Genomic DNA, 18,612 nt, shown 5'->3' on the forward strand with positions numbered 1-18,612 from the left:
ACGAGCAGGATTTCAGTCATGTCCATCAACAGCGCCATGCTCTCGGGCGTCTCCGGTCTGGTCGCCAACTCGTCGGCCCTGGCCGCGATCTCGGACAACATCGCCAACGTCAACACCGTCGGCTACAAGCGCTCGTCGGCCAACTTCTCGACGCTGGTCACCTCGCAGAGCAAGAACAACACCTATAGCGCCGGCGGCGTGAAGGCTCTGACGCACCAGTTCATCAGCCAGCAGGGCCTGACCCAGTCGACGACCTCGAGCCTGGACCTGTCGATCGCCGGCTCGGGCTTCTTCGTCGCCACCGAGAAGCCGGAAGGCCTGACCGCCACCGACACCCGCTCGTTCACCCGCGCCGGTTCGTTCCAGCTGGACAACCTGGGCTACCTGAAGAACGACGCCGGCCTGTATCTGCAAGGCTGGCTGGCCGATCCGGTCACCGGCATGATCACGCCCGACCCGTCGGACCTGACCCAGCTGTCGTCGATCAACGTCGGCACCGTCGGCGGCACCGCCGAGAAGACCACGCGCGTCGGCGTCAACGCCAACCTGCGTTCGGAACAGGCCGTTTCGGCCGCGGCCAACGCCTCGGTCGCCAAGACCGCCGTGCCCGAGACCCCCGCCGGCACCGCCAACTACAACGTCGCCTACAGCCCCACGGGCAACGGCAACGAGTACGCCGTGTCGATCACGCGCGGCGGCGTGGCGTTCCAGTCGGGCGTGGCCACCTATGACCCGACCACGGGCGCCCTGACCGGCTACACGCCGAGCGGCTCCACGACCCCGAGCACGACTACCATCACCTCGGGCGGCGTGACCGTGAACCTGTCGGACCTCGGCCTGTCGACCAAGGCCCAGGCCGTCAGCGCCGGCGCCTACGATCCGACCACGCGTTCGATGTCGGACTACGCCGAAGACCCGACCACCGGCGTCAAGCCGGACTTCGAGATCCAGATCCCGGTCTCGGACTCCAAGGGCGGCCAGCGCACCGTCACCCTGTCGCTGCTCAAGGGCCCCGGCCCGAACGAGTGGTTCGCCGAACTGCGCGCCAAGCCGGGCGACCTGGACAACAACACCAACGGCCTGATCAGCTCGGGCAAGATCACCTTCACCACGGACGGCAAGCTGGCCTCGGTCGGCAACCTGTTCGGCGGCGTGACGCCGACGGCGATCAACATCGGCGCCTCCGACCCGACCGCCACCGGCACGGGCCCGCGCTGGGCCGACGGCCTGGGCATCGACGCCCAGGACATCCAGATCGACCTAGCCAACGCCGCCGGCGGCCTGACCCAATACAACAGCCAGTCGGTCGTGCAGTCGGTGAACACCAACGGCACCGCGTTCGGCAACCTGACCAATATCGAGGTGGATGAAGACGGCTACGTCTCGGCCATCTTCGACAACGGGGTGACTCGCCGGATCGCCCAGGTGGCCATCGCGACCTTCTCGAATCCCAACGGCCTGAAGGGCGTCAATGGCAACGCCTACCGCGTCACCAATGAAAGCGGCACCTACAGCCTGAAGACCCCGGGTCAGGGCGGCGCCGGTTCTCTGGCTCCTTCGACGCTGGAAGCTTCGACTGTCGACCTGTCGACTGAATTCACCGGCCTGATCACTACGCAACGTGCGTACTCGGCCTCGTCGAAAATCATCACTACCGCTGATCAGATGCTGGAAGAACTTCTGAGCATTAAGCGCTGATCATAGGTATTAACTTGTCTTAATCAGAGTGTGTCACATCGATACACTCTGATGGCTGGAGGAAGTCCCTTGTTTAGGTCTTTCTTTACTACCGGAATTAAGCCGTCGTTATTCCCCGGCGCCTATATTCCTCGTCAACAGTGATGGTTGTGGGAAAGGCGTAAAGCCATGTTGCAGCAGCAGCGCACGAACAGCCGGGGTGAAAAGTACGTCATCGGTCCGACCGGTGCGCCTCTTACCCTGTCGGATCTTCCGCCCCCGGAAACCCAGCGTTGGGTGATCCGGCGCAAGGCCGAGGTGGTCGCCGCCGTCCGCGGTGGTCTCCTCTCGCTCGACGAGGCGTGCGATCGTTACAAGCTGACCAACGAGGAATTCCTCGCCTGGCAGCAATCTATCGACCGGCACGGCCTGGCGGGTCTGCGGACCACCCGGCTTCAGCAGTACCGCTAAACGGCGGAAAAACTGAAAGGGCGCGAGGAGTTATGCTCCAGAAAGCGCCCGAACGGTCTGTTCAGCGGCCGCGCCTCCTGGGGCGCGGCCGCGACCATTTGGCGCCTATGGAGTCGGGTTCCGGCCTCAAATCTAAAGTCGGCGTTAACCATCGACTGGGTAAATCCTGCCTAGCGACGGCGGGCTTCCATCCGTCTCGCTTGCGTTCCGTTCGGACGCAGTTTGAGGGACAGGCCCAGTGGATAAATTCCTGAGCGCGATTCAGAAGTTCGGCGTCGGCCGACTGGCCGCCCTGGCGGGCGTCGCCGTCGGTTCCATCGCCGTGCTGGCCGCGGTTGTGATGATGCTGGGCAAGCAGCCGAGCGAGCTGCTGTATTCGAATCTCGACCTCAAGGAAGCTTCGGCCGTCACCCAGGCGCTGGACCAGGCCGGCATCAAGTACGAGACCAAGGGCGACGGCTCGACCATCATGGTCGCCCGCGACAAGGTCAATTCCGCGCGCCTGCTGGTTTCGGGCAAGGGCCTCGTGACCTCGGGTTCGATCGGCTACGAGATCTTCGACACCGGCAACGCCATCGGCCAGACCGACTTCGTCCAGCAACTGAACCGCCAGCGCGCCCTGCAGGGCGAGCTGGAACGCACCATCCGCGGCTGGCAGGGCGTGCGCGACGTCCGCGTGCACCTGGTCCTGCCCAAGCGCCAGCTGTTCGAGGAGGACGCCGAGCAGCCGTCGGCCGCCGTCACCATCGGCACCGCCGGCCGCGAGCCGTCGTCGGACATGGTCGCCGCCGTCCAGAACCTGGTCGCCGGCTCGGTCCCGGGCATGAAGCCCGAGCGCGTCAACGTCATCGACGACCACGGCAAGACTCTGTCGGCCGGCGGCGACGAGAGCCTGGCCGGCCGCCTGGCCCAGGACCGCAAGTCCGAGGCCGAGGCCCGCATCGGCAAGAGCGTCAAGGAAATGCTCGACGGCGTCCTGGGCCCGGGCAAGGCCCGCGTCACGGTCACCGCCGACCTCGACCTGAACCGCATCACCACCCAGGAAAAGCGTTACGATCCGGACGGCCAGGTCGTGCTGTCGGAAAGCACCAGCGCCAACAACGCCTCCGAGACCAAGAACGACGACACCGGCGGCGTCACCGCCACCCAGAACATCCCCGGCGCCGCGCCGGGCGGCCTGCAGCCGCTGGGTTCGACCTCGGGCGCCAACGAGACGACGACCAACTATCAGAACTCCGAGACCGTCCGCACCGAAGTGGTCGAGCCGGGCGCCATGAAGAAGGTCGCCGTGGCCGTGGCCGTGGACGGCGTCACCGCCGCCCCGGGCAAGGACGGCAAGCCGGGCGCCTACACCCCGCGCACCGCCGAAGAGATCGCCCAGATCGAAGAACTGGTGAAGACCGCCATCGGTTACGACGCCGCCCGCGGCGACCAGGTGAAGGTCACCAACATCCGCTTCCCGACCGCCGAGGACCAGGGGCTGGACGGCAAGGGCGGGCTGATGGCCGGCTTCGACAAGAACGACCTGATGCGCGTCGCCGAGATCGGCGTCCTGGCCATCGTCGCCCTGCTGATCCTGCTGTTCGCTGTGCGCCCGTTCATCAAGAGCCTGACCCAGCCGGCCGGCCAGCACCCGATCCAGCTGGCCCTGGGCCAGGGCGACCAGCCGGTCACCCGCCTGGTCACCCTGTCGGACGGCACCACCCAGCAGGTCGTCGTCGACCAGTCGGGCGAGCCGATCGCCATCGCCGGCCCGGTGTCGGACATCGACCAGCGCATCGACATCGCCAAGATCGAAGGCCAGGTGAAGGCCTCGTCGATCAAGCGCGTGTCGGAGTTCGTCGAGAAGCACCCCGAAGAGTCGGTCGCGATCCTGCGCAACTGGCTGCACGAGTCGGAGTGATCTGATGAAGGCCGCCGTCACAGACATCGCCAAGCTGGCCGGGCCCGAAAAGGCCGCCATCGTCCTGCTCGCCCTGGGTGAAGATCACACCAAGATCTGGGAAGCGCTGGACGACGAGGAGATCAAGGAAGTCTCCCAGGCCATGGCCAGCCTGGGCACGGTTTCGGCCAGCGTGGTCGAAGAGCTGCTGGTCGAGTTCGTCTCGGGCATGAGCTCGACGGGCGCGATCATGGGCTCCTACGAGCAGACCCAGCGCCTGCTGATGTCGTTCATGGCGCCCGAGAAGGTCGACCAGCTGATGGAAGAGATCCGCGGTCCGGCGGGTCGAACCATGTGGGACAAGCTGGGCAACGTGAACGAGGCGGTGCTCGCCAACTACCTGAAGAACGAGTACCCGCAGACCGTCGCCGTCGTGCTGTCGAAGGTGAAGAGCGACCACGCCGCCCGCGTGCTGGCCTGCCTGCCGGAAGACTTCGCGCTGGAATGCGTCACCCGCATGCTGCGGATGGAGCCGGTGCAGCGCGAGATCCTCGACAAGATCGAGCAGACCCTGCGGATCGAGTTCATGTCGAACCTGGCGCGCACCTCCAAGCGCGACAGCCACGAGATGATGGCCGAGATCTTCAACAACTTCGACCGCCAGACCGAGGCCCGCTTCATCGCCGCCCTGGAAGAGCGCAACCGCGAGGCGGCCGAGCGCATCCGGGCCCTAATGTTCGTGTTCGAGGACCTGTCGAAGCTGGATCCGGGCGGCGTGCAGACCCTGCTGCGCGCCACCGGCAAGGAACAGCTGGCCCTGGCCCTGAAGGGCGCCTCGGACAAGCTGCGCGAGATGTTCTTCTCCAACATGTCCGAACGCGCCTCGAAGATCATGCGCGAGGACATGGAAAGCATGGGTCCGGTGCGTCTGAAGGACGTCGACCAGGCCCAGGTCGCCATGGTCCAGATCGCCAAGGATCTCGCCGCCAAGGGCGAGATCATGCTGGCCGGTTCGGGCAGCGACGACGAGCTGATCTACTGAGGCGCGCGGGATGAGCAACCAAACCTATCAGCGCTTCGCCTTCGACACGGTCTTCGACGACCGTGGCGGGGTGGCCTACGAGGCCCCCAAGGTGAAGAAGAGCTTCACGCCCGAGGAGGTCGAGGCCGCCCGCGCCGAGGCCTTCGCCGAGGGCGAGCGTTCGGCCGTCGCCCGCGCCGAGCAGGAAGCCGCCCAGGCCATGAACGTCATCGCCCACGCCGTGCACGGCGCGATGTCGACCCTGGCGGCCGTCGCCCACGAGCACCGCGAGCACGCCGCCCGCCTGGCCCTGGCCTGCGCCAACAAGATCGCCGACGCGGCCCTGGACCAGTTCCCCGAGGCCCCGGCCTCGGCGGCCCTGCTGGCCCTGGCCCGCGAGGTCGAGGCCCAGCCCAAGCTTTCCGTCCGCGTCGCGCCGCACCTGGTCGAGCGCACCCAGGCGGCCCTGGAGCAGACCGCTCAGGCCATCGGTTTCCCGGGCGCGATCGTCGCCCGCGCCGACGGCGCCCAGCCGCCCGCCGCCTTCGTCCTCGACTGGGGCGACGGCCGCGCCGAATTCAATCCCGACGAGGCGGCGCAGCGCGTCGCCCAGGCTCTGGAAGCCGCCATCGCGGCCGAGGGCCTGCACGCCGAACCCCTGCTTCCTAGCGAAGGCTGACCGCCATGTCCGACGACCTGACCCTCAACGATTTCAACGGCGGCATGCTGGCCTCGGAAATCCCGGTCGAGCTGAGCGACAAGATCGCTTCCGACCTGGCCCCGGTGTTCGACGTTCCGGTCAACATCTCGGCCGTGCTCGGCCGCTCGAACATGTCGGTCGCCCAGCTGTTGCAGCTGCAGGCCGGCTCGATCCTCGAGCTGGACCGCAAGGTCGGCGAGGCGATCGACATCTACGTCAACAACCGCCTGGTCGCCCGGGGCGAGGTCGTCGTCGTCGACGAGCGCCTGGGCGTGACCATGACGGAAATCATCAAGGACGGCGACGCCGCGGGCTGATCGCCCGAGGCTCCCCGTCCACCCCAGTCCGCGCCTTCTGAAAGAGGGCGAAGCAGTAGAAGATCGGTCCGGAAGGGCCGCCCGGAGACAAGACAATGCGCCTCTTGGTCGTTGGTAAACTGAACGGTCAGCTCTCGGTCGCCGTGAAGATGGCGATGAACGCCGGGGCCAAGGTTTCGCACGTCGAGACGACGGAGCAGGCGACCAACGCGCTGCGGGCCGGGCAGGGCGCCGACCTGATGATGGTCGACTATGGCCTCGACATCGCCGGCCTGATCGCCGCCAACGAGAGCGAGCGCATCCGGGTGCCGGTCGTGGCCTGCGGCGTCGACGCCGATCCGATGCGCGCCGCCGGCGCCATCAAGGCCGGGGCCAAGGAGTTCATCCCGCTGCCGCCGGACGCCGAGCTGATCGCCGCCGTCCTGGCCGCCGTCACCGACGACAACCGTCCGATGATCGCCCGCGACCCGAACATGGAGCAGGTGATCAAGCTGGCCGACCAGGTCGCGCCGTCGGACGCCTCGATCCTGATCACCGGCGAAAGCGGCTCGGGCAAGGAAGTGATGGCCCGCCACGTCCACGCCAAGTCGCGTCGGGCCAAGGCGCCGTTCATCAGCGTCAACTGCGCCGCCATTCCCGAGAACCTGCTGGAGAGCGAGCTGTTCGGCCACGAGAAGGGGGCTTTCACCGGCGCCCTGGCCCGCCGCATCGGCAAGTTCGAGGAAGCCAACGGCGGCACCCTGCTGCTGGACGAAATCTCGGAAATGGACGTGCGCCTGCAGGCCAAGCTGCTGCGGGCCATCCAGGAGCGCGAGATCGACCGGGTCGGCGGCACCAAGCCGGTCAAGGTCGACATCCGGATCCTCGCCACCAGCAACCGCAACCTGGCCGAGGCGGTCAAGGAAGGCGTGTTCCGCGAAGACCTGCTCTACCGCCTGAACGTCGTGAACCTGGCCCTGCCGCCGCTGCGCGAACGCCCCGGCGACATCATCAATCTGTGCGAGCACTTCGTGAAGAAGTATTCGGCCGCCAACGGCATCGACCTGAAGCCGATCTCGGCCGAGGCCAAGCGCCGCCTGATCGCCCACCGCTGGCCGGGCAACGTGCGCGAGCTGGAAAACGCCATGCACCGCGCGGTGCTGCTGTCGACCGGCGCCGAGATCGAGGAGTTCGCCATCCGCCTGCCGGACGGCCAGCCCCTGGCCCCGGCCCCCGACGCGGCCGTGGCCCGCGGCGCCTCGATGGCGGCGGCCGAAGCCGTGGCGAGCGCCGCGGTCGCCCGCAGCTTCGTCGGCCAGACCGTGGCCGAGATGGAGCAGACGCTGATCATCGACACCCTGGAGCACTGCCTGGGCAACCGCACCCACGCGGCCAACATCCTGGGCATCTCGATCCGCACCCTGCGCAACAAGCTCAAGGAATACGGCGACGCCGGCGTCAACGTGCCCCCGCCGCAGGGCGGCGTCGGCGCGGCCGCCTAAACCTCAAGTGTAGGATCTGTTCGGCGCCCGCGACGATCGGTCCGGCGCCGAACATGGCTAATTTCGATTAAGGAGATGGCGGGCCGCCACAAATCGCTTCAAGCGGAACGGTTCCGTCCTAGACACAGCAGCAAGGCTTTCCATGGCTGACGCCGCCGCCCCCAAGGCCGCTTCCTCGATCCCCAGCGCCAGGTCGCTGTGGGAGGGGATCCTGCGCGGCGAGATGGGCCTGGCCGTCGGCGTCGTGGGCATCATCGTCCTGCTGATCCTGCCGGTGCCGCCGGCGCTGCTCGACATCCTGCTGGCCGTGTCGCTGACCGGCTCGGTGCTGATCCTGATGACGGCGGTGCTGATCAAGAAGCCGCTGGAATTCACCTCTTTCCCGACCGTCCTGCTGGTCGCGACCCTCTATCGCCTGGGCCTCAACATCGCCTCGACCCGCCTGATCCTGGGCAATGGTCACGAGGGCGGCCACGGGGCCGGGGCCGTCATCGCCGCCTTCGGCAACCTGATGATGCAGGGCAACTTCGTCATCGGCGTGATCATCTTCATCATCCTGGTGGTGGTGAACTTCATGGTCGTGACCAAGGGTTCGGGCCGCATCGCCGAAGTGGCCGCGCGCTTCACCCTGGACGCCATGCCCGGCAAGCAGATGGCCATCGACGCCGATCTGTCGACGGGCCTGATCGACCAGGACCAGGCCAAGATCCGCCGCAAGGAGCTGGAGCAGGAATCGACCTTCTTCGGCGCCATGGACGGCGCCAGCAAGTTCGTGAAGGGCGACGCCGTCGCCGGCCTGATCATCACCGGCATCAACATCGTCGGCGGCATCCTGATCGGCGTCGTCCAGCACAAGGTGCCGATGGGCGAGGCCGCCTCGACCTACACCCTGATGACCATCGGCGACGGCCTGGTCAGCCAGATCCCGGCCCTGATCATCTCGATCGCCGCCGGTCTGGTGGTGTCGAAGGCCGGCGTCGAGGGCAGCGCCGACAAGGCCCTGACCACCCAGCTGGCCATGAACCCGGTCGCCCTGGGCATGGTGTCGGCCTCGTCGGGCGTCATCGCCCTGATCCCCGGCATGCCGCTGCTGCCGTTCGCGGGCCTGGCCGTCGGCGCGGGCTTCCTGGCCTATCGCCGCGCCCAGCAGGCAAAGGAAGCCCCGGCCAAGGAGGCCGCCGCCGCGGCCGCGGCCGCCGCGGCCGAAGCGCCTTCGGAGCCCGAGGAAGAGCCGATCAGCGCGGCCCTGGCCATCGACGACGTCAAGATCGAGCTGGGCTACGGCCTGCTGACCCTGATCAACGACCTTGAAGGCCGCCGCCTGACCGACCAGATCCGCGCCCTGCGCAAGACCCTGGCCACCGAGTTCGGCTTCGTCATGCCGCCCGTGCGCATCCTCGACAACATGCGCCTGGCCAACCAGGGCTACGCCATCCGCATCAAGGAGATGGAGGCGGGTCTGGGCGAAGTGCGCCTGGGTCACCTGATGGCCATGGACCCACGCGGCGGCCAGGTGGAGCTGCCCGGCGAGCACGTGCGCGAGCCCGCCTTCGGCCTGCCGGCCACCTGGGTCGCCGACGACCTGCGCGAAGAGGCGACGTTCCGCGGCTACACGGTCGTCGATCCGGCCACGGTGCTGACCACCCACCTGACCGAGATCCTCAAGGAGAACATGGCCGACCTGCTCTCCTACGCCGAGGTGCAGAAGCTCCTGAAGGAGCTGCCCGAGAACCAGAAGAAGCTCGTCGACGACCTGATCCCCGGCGTCGTCAACGCCGCCACCATCCAGCGCGTGCTGCAGGCCCTGCTCAAGGAGCGCGTCTCGATCCGCGACCTGCCGCAGATCCTGGAAGGCATCGGCGAGGCCGCCCCGCACACCGCCTCGGTCACCCAGCTGGTCGAGCAGGTGCGCGCGCGCCTGGCCCGCCAGCTGTGCTGGGCCAACCGCGGCGAGGACGGCGCCCTGCCGATCATCACCCTGTCGGCCGACTGGGAGCAGGCCTTCGCCGAAGCCCTGATCGGGCCGGGCGAGGACAAGCAACTGGCCCTGGCCCCCTCGCGCCTGCAGGACTTCATCCGCGGCGTGCGCGACACCTTCGAACGCGCCGCCCTGCAAGGCGAGTCGCCGGTGCTGCTGACCAGCCCGGGCATCCGCCCCTACGTCCGCTCGATCATCGAGCGCTTCCGCGGCCAGACCGTGGTGATGAGCCAGAACGAGATCCACCCCCGGGCCCGCCTGAAGACGGTGGGGATGGTGTAGGCCGGCTAGGGCTCGCTCTTCTCCTTTAACTCCCGTCATTCCCTCCCTTGTGGCGGGAACCTCTGGCCTAGTACGCACGTGAGGAGCAAACGGCGTGCCTTGCACGCCGCCCCAATCACATTTGCGGCTGACAGAGGGGGTCCCGCCACAAGGGCGGGAATGACGGGATAAAAGGGGTAGGCCTACGCCCCGAACGCCGTGTGATAGGTGACCGCGCCGCGCGGCGGGCGGCCCTTGAAGACCAGCCGTTGCAGGTAGGGCGAGGCTTCGCCGCCATAGGTCAGGGCCTCGTCGGCCACGAAGCCGAACCGCTCATAATATTTGGGCGAGCCCAGCAGCACGCAGCCGGCGGCGCCGCGCGCTTCCAGCTGTTTCAGGCCCTCGCGGATCAGGGCCTGGCCAAGGCCCGTACCCTGCTGGTCAGGGTTCACCGACACCGGGCCAAGCCCGTACCAGTCGCCCGACGAGACTTCGATATCGACCGGCGAGAAGGCGATGTGGCCGGCCACCTGGCCGTCGACCTCGGCCACCAGCGACAACGACAGCGCGCCCGCCGCGCGCAGGGCGGCGACGATCAGGGCCTCGGTCTGGCTGCTGTAGGGGCGGCCCAGGAAGGCGGCGGAGGTCACCGCGCCGATCGCGGCGACGTCTTCGGGGCGCTCGGGACGGATCAGCATGGCTCAGGCTTCCAGGGTGGCGAGGACGAAGTCGGCGCGGGCGGCGACCGAAGTCCTTGGCAGGACGACGACCTCGTAGTCGAGGGCGGGCAGGGCCGCTTCCAGGCGGCCATATTCTTCCATCGCCGCGTCGAAGCCGTGGCGGCGCTCGGCGTCGGCGACGTGGATCTCGGGCCAGGGCGGGGCGAGGAAGACGCGGCGGTGATAGCGGTGGGCGCGATCCAGCGCCCGCAGGCCGGGCTCGCCGGTGGCGGCCTCTAGGGCGCTGGCCGCGTCGACCAGTCCGCGATCGAAGAACACCCAGCCGTGCAGCCCGCGCGCGGCCTCGCGATCGGCGAGGGCCAGCTCGACGGCGCGACGGGCGAAGGCGGCGGGGTCGTTCCAGGGCAGGGCGCGGTCGTCGGGTCCTTGCGCCTGCCGGACGACGCGGCGGCCAGGCTCCTCGACGACGGCGTAGCCGCGGGCGGCCAGCTGCGCCAGCAGGCTGGACTTGCCGCCGCCCGAGCAGCCGGTGATCAGGACGAAGTTGTCGGCCATGGGTCGTCCTCCGGCCGGGATCTTGGTCTAGCGGGTCATCCAGGGGCGCGACTTGCCGGTAGGCGCGACGGCGTCGGCCTTGTCGACCTTGCCGCTGGAAGCCTTGGGGCCATGGCCGTGGCGGCCCTGGGCGGCCTTCTTCAGGCGCAGGGCGCGCTGCATCGGGGTTTCGTTCGGCGGGGCGTCGTTGGTCTCGTTGCTCATCGGCGCGCTTTAGCACGCCGCGACGCCCCGCGCCCGCGCTTAGTGACCTCCGGACCGATCGGGGTGCGGAACCTTCGCTACGTCGGCGGCCGTCACCGGCTTGGCGTAGGCGTTGCCGAAGTGGGTGCGGACATAGGTGACGACCTGCGCGATCTGGTCGTCGTCCAGCGTGCCGGCGAAGGGCGGCATGCCGCCCTGGCCGCGCACCACCACCATGGAGACGTAAGGGCCGGCGGCCAGCTTGGGGTTGCCGGCCAGGGCGGGAATCGTCCCCGCGCCGGTCCCGCCCTTGGCGTCGGCCATGTGGCAGGCCTGGCAGACGGCCTCGTAGACCTGCTGGCCGGTGATCGGCTTTTGCACGCGCACCACGCCGCCGCCGGTGTCGCCGCCCGGCGGGGCCTGGGCGACGGCGGGGATGGCGCAGGCGAGGGCGGCGATGAGCGCCGACGCCGCGGCGAGAACGGGACGGGTCATGCTCAGGCCTCCAGGGCGCGCTTGTGCAGGCGGGTGATGGCGTCCAGCGACGAGAGCAGGGCGCCCTCCATCCAGCAGCCGACGTAGGAGGCGTGCTCGCCGGCCAGCACGATCCGCCGGTCCATGGCCACCAGGGTCTGGTAGTGCTGCTTGCGGGTCTCCTCGGTCCAGCGGGCGCAGCAGCCCAGCGCCCAGGGCACGCGGCTCCAGGCCACCGAGGCGCCGTTCGAAAATTCCTTGCGATAGCTCTGCGGGTGCAGCACCGAGCCCTGTTGCAGGGCGACCTCGATGCGCTGCTGCGGCGTCATGCCGGCCAGGCGATAGGCCCCCATCTCGCGGGCGAAGGCCCCCAGCAGCACGGCCGGCCCGTTTCCGAACAGGTTGTTGTTGGGGTAGGAGATCAGGGCGATCTCCTGGTCGGTGAAGCTGTGGCCGCCGTAGATGGAGTCTTCCTCCTCCCAGAACCGCCGCTTCATCTCCAGGCCGATCTTCACCTGGCCGGAATAGGGCACGGCCTTGATGGCGGCGGCCAGGTCGTCGCTGATCTCGCTGTCGATCTGGCCGAGGATGGAAAGCGGAATGGTGCAAACACACCAGTCCGCCTTGGCCGTCTCGACCTTGCCCGTGGCGGTGTCGGAGAAGGTGACGGCCACGCCCTTGTCATCCTGGGCGATCTTCGTGACCTTGGCGTTGAAGGTGACGAGGCCCTCGACCTGTTTGGCGAAGGCCTTGCCGATCATGTCCATGCCGCCGACGGGCTGGAACATGGTGGTCTGCATCTCGTGGCCCATGAAGAAGGCCATCGAGGTCCAGACCTGCGGGTCGAGCACGTCGTGCAGGGCGTAGAGGTCGGACGGGATCGGCGCACCGTCGATCCCGCCGCCCGGCGGCCGCTCATAGCCCCGGTGGGCCGAGCTGCGCAGGCCCTTGGCGTAGCGATAGTCGCCATCGAGCATGCCCCAGCCCTTCAGGGCCTCCAGCAGCTTCTCGCGGTCCTCGGGCGTGACCGCGTCGTCCAGCGCCTTGGTGTTGATCGATTTCGCCAGCAGCTCGGCGACATTGCCCTCGAAGTCGGCCGCCGCGGCCTTGAAGCGCACCGGCTTGCCGTCGAACGCGGTCGAGGAATGGACGAAGGTGTTGTGGTTGAACTGGATGAAGGGCTCCAGCGCCACGCCGAATTGCTTGCAATAGTGAAGCAAGGTCCGGTGATGGTGCGGGATGCGCCAAGGGCCGGGGTTGAAGTAGTTGCCGGCCGCAAAGCCCACCTTCTGGGTCGCGCCGCCCAGCTCGGTATAGGTGTCGCCGCCTCGCAGAGACCAGTTTCGGCCGCCCGCGCGGCCCTGGTATTCGAGGATCCGCACCTTGTAGCCGGCGCGGGTCAGCTCATAGGCGGCCAGCAGGCCGGCCAGGCCCGCCCCCAGCACCAGCACCGAGGCGCCGGGCCTTGCGCCCGCGAGGTTCGGCGGGCCGTGAAACTGGGTCTCGGCGGCGTGGCCGAGGGTGGTCATGGCCTGGTACAGCGCCGCCGTCCCGCCCACCTGGGCGATGGCGGTCAAGAGCTGTCTTCTGGTTGGTACGCGGACTCCGTCTGGCATTGTGCTCGGCCCTATCCCCTTCGCCGCCGCCCGCGACGAGGCGGCGCTGGGCCGAGCTAAGCAGGGCGTCTGTCGCCCCCGCCGCCCACTTTGTTCGCGGGGCGAGCGGATGGGTTCGGAGATCACGGTTCCGCAGCGTTCGGACGATGGGGCTGCGCAGGAAACGGGCAGGACTGGGCGTTGATCGACTCACCGCCTCAAGTTCGTCATCCCGGGCGGAGGTCCGCGAAGCGGACTGTAGACCCGGGACCCAGGGGACTGGGTGCAGCGTTAGGGCGCTGCTCAGGCCGTGGCCGGCGCATCGCGTTGGCCCCTGGATCCCGGCTCTGCGCTTCGCTTCGGCCGGGATGACGGCTTGTGGGGGCTTAAGGAACCTCAGGCGCCGCCCACGGCTGGAACGCCTCGCGGGTCTTCAGCCTAGCGTAATAGGCCTCGACGGCCGGCAGGGCGTCGCGATCGATGGGCGAGGCGGCCCAGCGGTGGACCGAGACGCCCAGCACCACGTCGGCCAGGGTGAAGGTCTCGCCGGCGGCGAAGGCGCCGGTGCGGTCCAGCTGGCGATCGAGCAGGGCCATGGCGCCGTTCCAGGCGCGGACGCTGGCGGCGATCTGGGCCGGATCGTCGAAGCCGGGCATGCGGCGCACGAGGCCTGCGAAGGCGTAGCGCCAGGCGGTGTTGAGCTCGGTGGCCTGCCAGTCCATCCACTGCTCGACGGCGGCGCGGCCACGCGGCTCGGTCGGCAGAAGGGCCTCGCCGCCGACATGGCGCGAGGCGAGATAGCGGCAGATGGTGTTCGACTCCCACAGCGGCCCGTGCTCGTCGATGATCACCGGCACCAGGGCGTTGGGATTGAGCGCCAGGAAGGCCGGATCGCTCGTGGGGGCGTAGCCTGTGCCCCAGTCCTCGCGCTCGTAGGCGAGATCGAGCTCGCCGCAGGTCCACAGCACCTTGCGGACGTTCAGCGACGAGGTGCGGCCCAATATCTTGAGCACAGTGATCTTGAGCATGCGGGCCTCCGTGGCGCCGCGATTTCTAGCATTTCGGGCGCGGCGGCCGGCGGAGAAAATCTGCAAGGCGCGGCGGGCGGCGACTCGTTATGTAGTCGAGTTACATAACGAGGGGATTTCATGCTGTTTCGCTCCGTACTGCTCGCCGGTTCGCTGCTGGCCGGCGCCGCCCACGCCCAGGGCGACGTCTATGCGCTGGGCGAGGTGCAGGTAACCGCGCGCAATGCCGCCGGCGAGACGGTGGGCGGCAGCACGGTCAAGGGCGAGGCTCTGCGCAAGTTCGACAAGGCCAGCGTCGACCAGGCGCTCGACCTGATCCCAGGCGCGGCGGCGGGCGCCAGCGGCGGCTCGCGCAACGAGCGGCTGGTGTTCATCCGCGGTTTCGACCGCTTCCAGACCACCCTGTCGATCGACGGCGTGCGGGTGTTCCTGCCGGCCGACAACCGTATCGACTTCGCGCGCTTCCTGACGGCGGATCTGTCGGAAGTGCAGGTCTCCAAGGGCTATGTCTCGGTGCTGGACGGTCCGGGCGGCCTGGGCGGGGCCATCAATCTGGTCACCCGCAAGCCCTCGCGGCCCTTCGAAGGCGAGATCCGGCTGGGCGCGGGCTTCGACGGCGACGGCTCGCTGAACAGCAACACCGTGTCGGGCCGCATCGGCGGCAAGACCGACCGCTTCTACGTCCAGGCCAGCGGCGCGCGCAGCGAGCGCACCCACTGGCGGCTGCCCGACGACTACAAGACCACGGCGCTGGAGAACGGCGGCAATCGCGACCACTCCGAAAGCGAGGACTGGCGGGTCAACCTCAAGGCCGGCTTCACGCCCAACGCCACCGACGAATACTCGATCACCTACACCCGCCAGGAGGGCGAGAAGAACGCGCCCTATCACGTCACCGATACGGCCAGCACCCGCTACTGGTCCTGGCCCTACTGGAACATCGACAGCCTGGCCCTGTTGACCCGCACGAAGATCGCCGACAACGCGGTGCTGAAGGCCCGCGTCTATCGCAACAGCTTCGAGAACGCGCTCTACTCCTTCGACAACGCCCGCCAGAACAGCCAGACCCTGGGGCGGGCGTTCCGCTCCTACTATGACGACGTGGCCTATGGCGGGAACCTGGAGCTGGACGTCGACGTCACCGCCAGCAACACCCTGAAGGCCGCCGCCTTCTATCGTCGCGACGAGCACGTGGAGTGGCAGCAGAGCTTCGCCCCCGCCGCGACCGAACCGCGCCAGACGGTGATCGAGGACACCACCTCGGTCGCCCTGGAGGACACCCAGCGCTTCGGCGACAAGGTCGACCTGGTGGTCGGCGTGTCGCGCGATCGCCGCGACCTGGTCACCGCCCAGGACTACAACTCGAACGCCTTCGTCTTCTATCCGCTGACCGACGACGTGGCCTGGAACGGCCAGGCGGCCCTGGTCTGGCGGCCGCTGCCCGACGTGCAGCTGCACGGCAGCGTCTCGTCGCGCGCCCGCTTTCCGACCCTGTTCGAGCGCTACAGCGCCCGCATGGGCCAGGCCGTGCCCAATCCGGACGTCAAGGCCGAGCGGGCGATCAACTACGAGCTGGGCGGTTCGGTCGACTTCACCCCGCTGCTGAAGATCGAGGGGGCGGTGTTCTACAGCGACGTGCGCGACGCCCTGATCCTGATCCCGGTGGCGCTGGGCCCGCCCTACGGCACGGTCAACCAGACCAAGAACGCCGGCGACGGCGAGTATTACGGCCTGGAAGGCGCGGCGACCTTCAAGGCCGGCGACCATCTGACCCTGGGCGGCAACTATACCTACCTGCACCGCAAGCTGACCGACCCGACCAACGCCGCCTTCCGTCCGACCGGCACGCCGGACCACAAGCTGTTCCTCTATGCCGACTGGACGCTGAACGACCGCCTGTCGCTGACGCCCAGCGTGGAGGCGGCGTCGAAGCGCTGGACGGTGACCTCGAGCTCGCTGGTCAGCCCCGCCCGCTACTACCGCACCGGCGGCTATGTGCTGGCCAATCTGACGGCCCAGGTGACGGTGACGCCGAAGATCGACGTCATCCTCGGGGCCCGCAACCTGCTGGACCAGAAGTACCAGCTGGTCGACGGCTTCCCCGAGGAAGGCCGCAACTTCCGCGCCGACCTGCGGGTCAAGTTCTGAGGAGCCCCGCCATGCGTCTTGCCCTGATCCTCGCCGCCGGCCTCGCCCTTACTGCGCCCGCCGCCCTGGCCCAGACCCAGCCGGACGCGGCTTGCGCGCCCGGCGTCGAGGCCGGCCTGCCGCCGGAGCTTTCGGCCTGGGCGGCCAAGTCGCCATTGACGGCTGCGACCTCGGTCGCGGACCTGCCAAAGGTCTCGCTGGCGCCCGGCCAGGCCTATGCCGCCACGCTGTCGCCGACGCCGGACGTGGCCTACGCCGTCCAGCCGGAAAAGCCCGGCGGCACGGTCAGCAAGGGCGGCCTGTTCTCGCTGAAGGTCGACACGGCCGGCTCCTATGTGATCGCCCTGGGGACCGGCGCCTGGATCGACGTGCTGAAGGACGGCGCGGCCCAGCGCTCGACCGCCCACGGTCGGGGGCCGGCCTGCTCGACCGTGCGCAAGATGGTGACCTTCGATCTTTCGCCCGGCGACTACCTGATCCAGATCTCGGCCAACGCCCAGGCCGAGCTGCCGATCATGGTCGCCCGCAAGCCCTGACGTGACGGGGAGGGGCGTGAAGCTGGAAGCCTACGGCAAGGCGCTGGCCCTGGCGGCTTGTCTGCTGCTGAGCGCCGCCTTCGCACCCGCCGCCGTCTCGGGCTTCGACTGGAAGCTGCCGGCGGGCGTCGCCCCGCCGCCGGTTCCGGCCGACAATCCGATGTCGGACGCCAAGGTCGCGCTGGGGCGCAAGCTGTTCTACGAGGCCGACCTCTCCATCGACGGCACGATGTCGTGCGCCACCTGCCACGAGCAGCGGCGCGGCTTCACCGACAGCAACCGCACCCATCCCGGCGTGCATGGCGACCCGGGACGGCGCAACATCCAGACCCTGGCGAACGTCGGCTACTTCCGCGCCCTGACCTGGGGCGATCCGGGCGTGAAGACGCTGGAGGCCCAGGCCCTGATCCCGATCGCCGGGGCCAAGCCGGTCGAGATGGGCTTTGCCGGCCAGGAGGCGGTGCTGACCGCGCGTCTGGCCGGCCAGGCCTGCTATCGCAGGATGTTCGGCGAGGCCTTTCCCGAGGTTGGCGGCGAGGTCAGCATGGTGACGATCGCCAAGGCCCTGGCCGCCTTCCAGCGCACGCTCGTCTCGTTCGACAGCCCCCATGATCGGCGCAAGCGGGGCAAGGCCGTCGCGGTGTCGGCCGAAGCCGAGCGCGGCGAGCGGCTGTTCAGGGCGAACTGCGCGAGCTGCCATGCCGGCCCGCTGTTCACCGACGCCGACAAGGCCCGCTTCCACCGCATCGACGCGCCGTTCACCGGCGACCAAGGCCTCGCCGACGTCACCGGCGAGGCGACCGACGCCGGCCGCTTCCGCACGCCTTCGTTGCGGAACGTGGCGCTGAGCGCGCCTTACCTGCACGACGGCTCGGCCCCTACGCTGGAGATAGCGATCCGCCGGCATCGCGTGGCGATGCGGCTGGGGGATCGACAGGTCGCGGACCTCGTCGAGTTCCTGGGTACGCTGACCGACGAGGCCTTCGTCACCGATCCGCGGTTTTCCCTGCCTGAGCCTGGGTGCGGACCCTAGTCTTCCGGAAGGGTCCCCGCCGCAGCCGCCAGGGCGGCTGCGGCCGCGGCTTGGGCTTGGGCTGCGGCCTGGGTCTGGGTCATGGCGGCTTGCAGGGCTTGGGCGGCTTGTTGCATCGCCGCCTGCACTGCCGCGTTCGCCGACGCCATGGCGGCCTGGACGGCTTGGTTGGCCGCCCGCATCGCCGCTTCCTGCGCGGCTATGGCGGCCTGGATGGCCTGTTCCGTCACCGCCTCGGAAGGTTCGCTCGGCGGTGCAGGCGGGGCGGCGGCGAAGATTTCCTTCGTCGCCTCGCCGGCGCTGGCGGTGTCGACCGAGAGCAACGTCGAGATGCCCTGCGTCGTCGAGGCCTGCATCGTCTCATAGGCCTGCTGCTGGCTTTCCGTCGCATTGTGGGCGGCGTTCGCCAGGGCCTGGGCGGTCGCCTGGAACAGGTTGCCCATGGCTATGGCGGGCGCGTCGCCCAAAACCTTGGTGTTCACCTGGCTGACGGAGTCGGTGATCTGGTCGTTGACGTTGGTCGGGAAGGCCATGGTCGTCTCCGTGCTGGATCAGGCGGCCTTCAAACGAAAACCGCGGCTCATCCCTATGA

At 68.6% G+C, this 18,612-nt stretch carries 18 protein-coding genes and 1 pseudogene; 11 read left to right on the top strand and 8 right to left on the bottom strand.

Features of this window, described 5'->3' with window-relative positions:
- Positions 1-18 precede the first annotated feature (18 nt).
- The 8 genes from flgE to flhA all read left to right on the top strand — a co-directional run bounded on the left by flgE (position 19) and on the right by flhA (position 9,809).
- Positions 19-1,698, top strand: coding sequence for a flagellar hook protein FlgE (gene flgE / locus DDF62_RS05275; protein ID WP_116488115.1), 1,680 nt, complete (start codon positions 19-21; stop codon positions 1,696-1,698).
- A gap of 168 nt (positions 1,699-1,866) precedes the next feature.
- The gene (sciP, locus tag DDF62_RS05280; protein WP_007675208.1) at positions 1,867-2,148 is read left to right on the top strand and encodes a CtrA inhibitor SciP; all 282 of its coding nucleotides are present in this window, start codon (positions 1,867-1,869) and stop codon (positions 2,146-2,148) included.
- Positions 2,149-2,386: 238 nt separating this feature from the next.
- Positions 2,387-4,051, top strand: coding sequence for a flagellar basal-body MS-ring/collar protein FliF (gene fliF, locus DDF62_RS05290; RefSeq protein ID WP_116488117.1), 1,665 nt, complete (start codon positions 2,387-2,389; stop codon positions 4,049-4,051).
- Between the two features lie 4 nt (positions 4,052-4,055).
- Positions 4,056-5,072 carry a flagellar motor switch protein FliG gene (gene fliG / locus DDF62_RS05295; RefSeq protein WP_058346610.1) on the top strand — a complete coding sequence of 339 codons (1,017 nt, stop codon included), beginning with the start codon at positions 4,056-4,058 and terminating at the stop codon, positions 5,070-5,072.
- A gap of 10 nt (positions 5,073-5,082) precedes the next feature.
- Positions 5,083-5,730: a FliH/SctL family protein gene (locus DDF62_RS05300; protein ID WP_116488118.1), complete on the top strand. Its 648-nt coding sequence runs from the start codon at positions 5,083-5,085 to the stop codon at positions 5,728-5,730.
- A gap of 5 nt (positions 5,731-5,735) precedes the next feature.
- On the top strand, positions 5,736-6,068 hold the full coding sequence (gene fliN / locus DDF62_RS05305) for a flagellar motor switch protein FliN (RefSeq protein WP_058346608.1): 333 nt from the start codon (positions 5,736-5,738) through the stop codon (positions 6,066-6,068).
- 95 nt (positions 6,069-6,163) lie between these two features.
- Complete coding sequence (gene flbD / locus DDF62_RS05310) at positions 6,164-7,549, top strand: sigma-54-dependent transcriptional regulator FlbD (protein WP_116488119.1); 1,386 nt, start codon at positions 6,164-6,166, stop codon at positions 7,547-7,549.
- Between the two features lie 142 nt (positions 7,550-7,691).
- Positions 7,692-9,809 carry a flagellar biosynthesis protein FlhA gene (flhA, locus tag DDF62_RS05315; RefSeq protein WP_116488120.1) on the top strand — a complete coding sequence of 706 codons (2,118 nt, stop codon included), beginning with the start codon at positions 7,692-7,694 and terminating at the stop codon, positions 9,807-9,809.
- A gap of 182 nt (positions 9,810-9,991) precedes the next feature.
- Here the strand turns inward: flhA and DDF62_RS05320 are convergent, their stop codons facing one another.
- From DDF62_RS05320 to DDF62_RS05345, 7 genes and pseudogenes are all read right to left on the bottom strand, one after another.
- Positions 9,992-10,486, bottom strand: a complete 495-nt coding sequence (locus DDF62_RS05320) for a GNAT family N-acetyltransferase (RefSeq protein ID WP_116488121.1) — start codon at positions 10,484-10,486, stop codon at positions 9,992-9,994.
- Between the two features lie 3 nt (positions 10,487-10,489).
- Positions 10,490-11,023 (bottom strand): AAA family ATPase, encoded by a 534-nt coding sequence (locus tag DDF62_RS05325; protein WP_116488122.1) that lies wholly within the window; start codon positions 11,021-11,023, stop codon positions 10,490-10,492.
- A 27-nt stretch (positions 11,024-11,050) separates the two neighbouring features.
- The gene (locus DDF62_RS05330) at positions 11,051-11,227 is read right to left on the bottom strand and encodes a hypothetical protein (RefSeq protein WP_101718037.1); all 177 of its coding nucleotides are present in this window, start codon (positions 11,225-11,227) and stop codon (positions 11,051-11,053) included.
- A gap of 39 nt (positions 11,228-11,266) precedes the next feature.
- Positions 11,267-11,701, bottom strand: a complete 435-nt coding sequence (locus DDF62_RS05335; protein ID WP_116488123.1) for a c-type cytochrome — start codon at positions 11,699-11,701, stop codon at positions 11,267-11,269.
- 2 nt (positions 11,702-11,703) lie between these two features.
- Positions 11,704-13,296 (bottom strand): flavin monoamine oxidase family protein, encoded by a 1,593-nt coding sequence (locus DDF62_RS05340; protein ID WP_116488124.1) that lies wholly within the window; start codon positions 13,294-13,296, stop codon positions 11,704-11,706.
- Between the two features lie 206 nt (positions 13,297-13,502).
- Positions 13,503-13,646 (bottom strand): annotated as a pseudogene (locus DDF62_RS26590) (hypothetical protein); the annotation flags it as partial.
- Positions 13,647-13,661: 15 nt separating this feature from the next.
- Positions 13,662-14,303 (bottom strand): glutathione S-transferase family protein, encoded by a 642-nt coding sequence (locus DDF62_RS05345; protein WP_116488125.1) that lies wholly within the window; start codon positions 14,301-14,303, stop codon positions 13,662-13,664.
- A 120-nt stretch (positions 14,304-14,423) separates the two neighbouring features.
- On the opposite strand from DDF62_RS05345, the gene DDF62_RS05350 reads away from it, so the two are divergent.
- Genes DDF62_RS05350 through DDF62_RS05360 form a run of 3 tightly spaced genes read left to right on the top strand, consistent with a single transcriptional unit; the run spans position 14,424 to position 18,020 of the window.
- Positions 14,424-16,451, top strand: a complete 2,028-nt coding sequence (locus tag DDF62_RS05350; RefSeq protein WP_116488126.1) for a TonB-dependent receptor plug domain-containing protein — start codon at positions 14,424-14,426, stop codon at positions 16,449-16,451.
- Positions 16,452-16,462: 11 nt separating this feature from the next.
- Complete coding sequence (locus DDF62_RS05355; protein WP_244286708.1) at positions 16,463-16,987, top strand: homogentisate 1,2-dioxygenase; 525 nt, start codon at positions 16,463-16,465, stop codon at positions 16,985-16,987.
- Positions 16,988-17,003: 16 nt separating this feature from the next.
- Positions 17,004-18,020: a cytochrome-c peroxidase gene (locus DDF62_RS05360; RefSeq protein WP_208866826.1), complete on the top strand. Its 1,017-nt coding sequence runs from the start codon at positions 17,004-17,006 to the stop codon at positions 18,018-18,020.
- On the opposite strand, the gene DDF62_RS25835 is transcribed toward DDF62_RS05360, so the two are convergent.
- Positions 18,017-18,553: a RebB family R body protein gene (locus DDF62_RS25835; protein ID WP_208866827.1), complete on the bottom strand. Its 537-nt coding sequence runs from the start codon at positions 18,551-18,553 to the stop codon at positions 18,017-18,019. The genes DDF62_RS05360 and DDF62_RS25835 overlap by 4 nt on opposite strands.
- Positions 18,554-18,612 lie beyond the last annotated feature (59 nt).

Source organism: Caulobacter radicis (assembly GCF_003094615.1).
GTDB classification, from domain to species: Bacteria; Pseudomonadota; Alphaproteobacteria; order Caulobacterales; family Caulobacteraceae; genus Caulobacter; species Caulobacter radicis.

Excerpts from the sequence above, each read along its gene's own strand:
- DDF62_RS05335 (WP_116488123.1), bottom strand. The coding sequence starts at position 11,701 with ATGACCCGTCCCGTTCTCGCCGCGGCGTCGGCGCTCATCGCCGCCCTC.
- DDF62_RS05340 (WP_116488124.1), bottom strand. The coding sequence starts at position 13,296 with ATGCCAGACGGAGTCCGCGTACCAACCAGAAGACAGCTCTTGACCGCC.
- DDF62_RS25835 (WP_208866827.1), bottom strand. The coding sequence starts at position 18,553 with ATGGCCTTCCCGACCAACGTCAACGACCAGATCACCGACTCCGTCAGC.
- fliN (WP_058346608.1), top strand. The coding sequence starts at position 5,736 with ATGTCCGACGACCTGACCCTCAACGATTTCAACGGCGGCATGCTGGCC.
- DDF62_RS05350 (WP_116488126.1), top strand. The coding sequence starts at position 14,424 with ATGCTGTTTCGCTCCGTACTGCTCGCCGGTTCGCTGCTGGCCGGCGCC.
- DDF62_RS05320 (WP_116488121.1), bottom strand. The coding sequence starts at position 10,486 with ATGCTGATCCGTCCCGAGCGCCCCGAAGACGTCGCCGCGATCGGCGCG.
- DDF62_RS05300 (WP_116488118.1), top strand. The coding sequence starts at position 5,083 with ATGAGCAACCAAACCTATCAGCGCTTCGCCTTCGACACGGTCTTCGAC.
- flgE (WP_116488115.1), top strand. The coding sequence starts at position 19 with ATGTCCATCAACAGCGCCATGCTCTCGGGCGTCTCCGGTCTGGTCGCC.
- DDF62_RS05355 (WP_244286708.1), top strand. The coding sequence starts at position 16,463 with ATGCGTCTTGCCCTGATCCTCGCCGCCGGCCTCGCCCTTACTGCGCCC.
- flbD (WP_116488119.1), top strand. The coding sequence starts at position 6,164 with ATGCGCCTCTTGGTCGTTGGTAAACTGAACGGTCAGCTCTCGGTCGCC.
- sciP (WP_007675208.1), top strand. The coding sequence starts at position 1,867 with ATGTTGCAGCAGCAGCGCACGAACAGCCGGGGTGAAAAGTACGTCATC.
- flhA (WP_116488120.1), top strand. The coding sequence starts at position 7,692 with ATGGCTGACGCCGCCGCCCCCAAGGCCGCTTCCTCGATCCCCAGCGCC.
- DDF62_RS05345 (WP_116488125.1), bottom strand. The coding sequence starts at position 14,303 with ATGCTCAAGATCACTGTGCTCAAGATATTGGGCCGCACCTCGTCGCTG.
- DDF62_RS05325 (WP_116488122.1), bottom strand. The coding sequence starts at position 11,023 with ATGGCCGACAACTTCGTCCTGATCACCGGCTGCTCGGGCGGCGGCAAG.
- fliG (WP_058346610.1), top strand. The coding sequence starts at position 4,056 with ATGAAGGCCGCCGTCACAGACATCGCCAAGCTGGCCGGGCCCGAAAAG.
- DDF62_RS05330 (WP_101718037.1), bottom strand. The coding sequence starts at position 11,227 with ATGAGCAACGAGACCAACGACGCCCCGCCGAACGAAACCCCGATGCAG.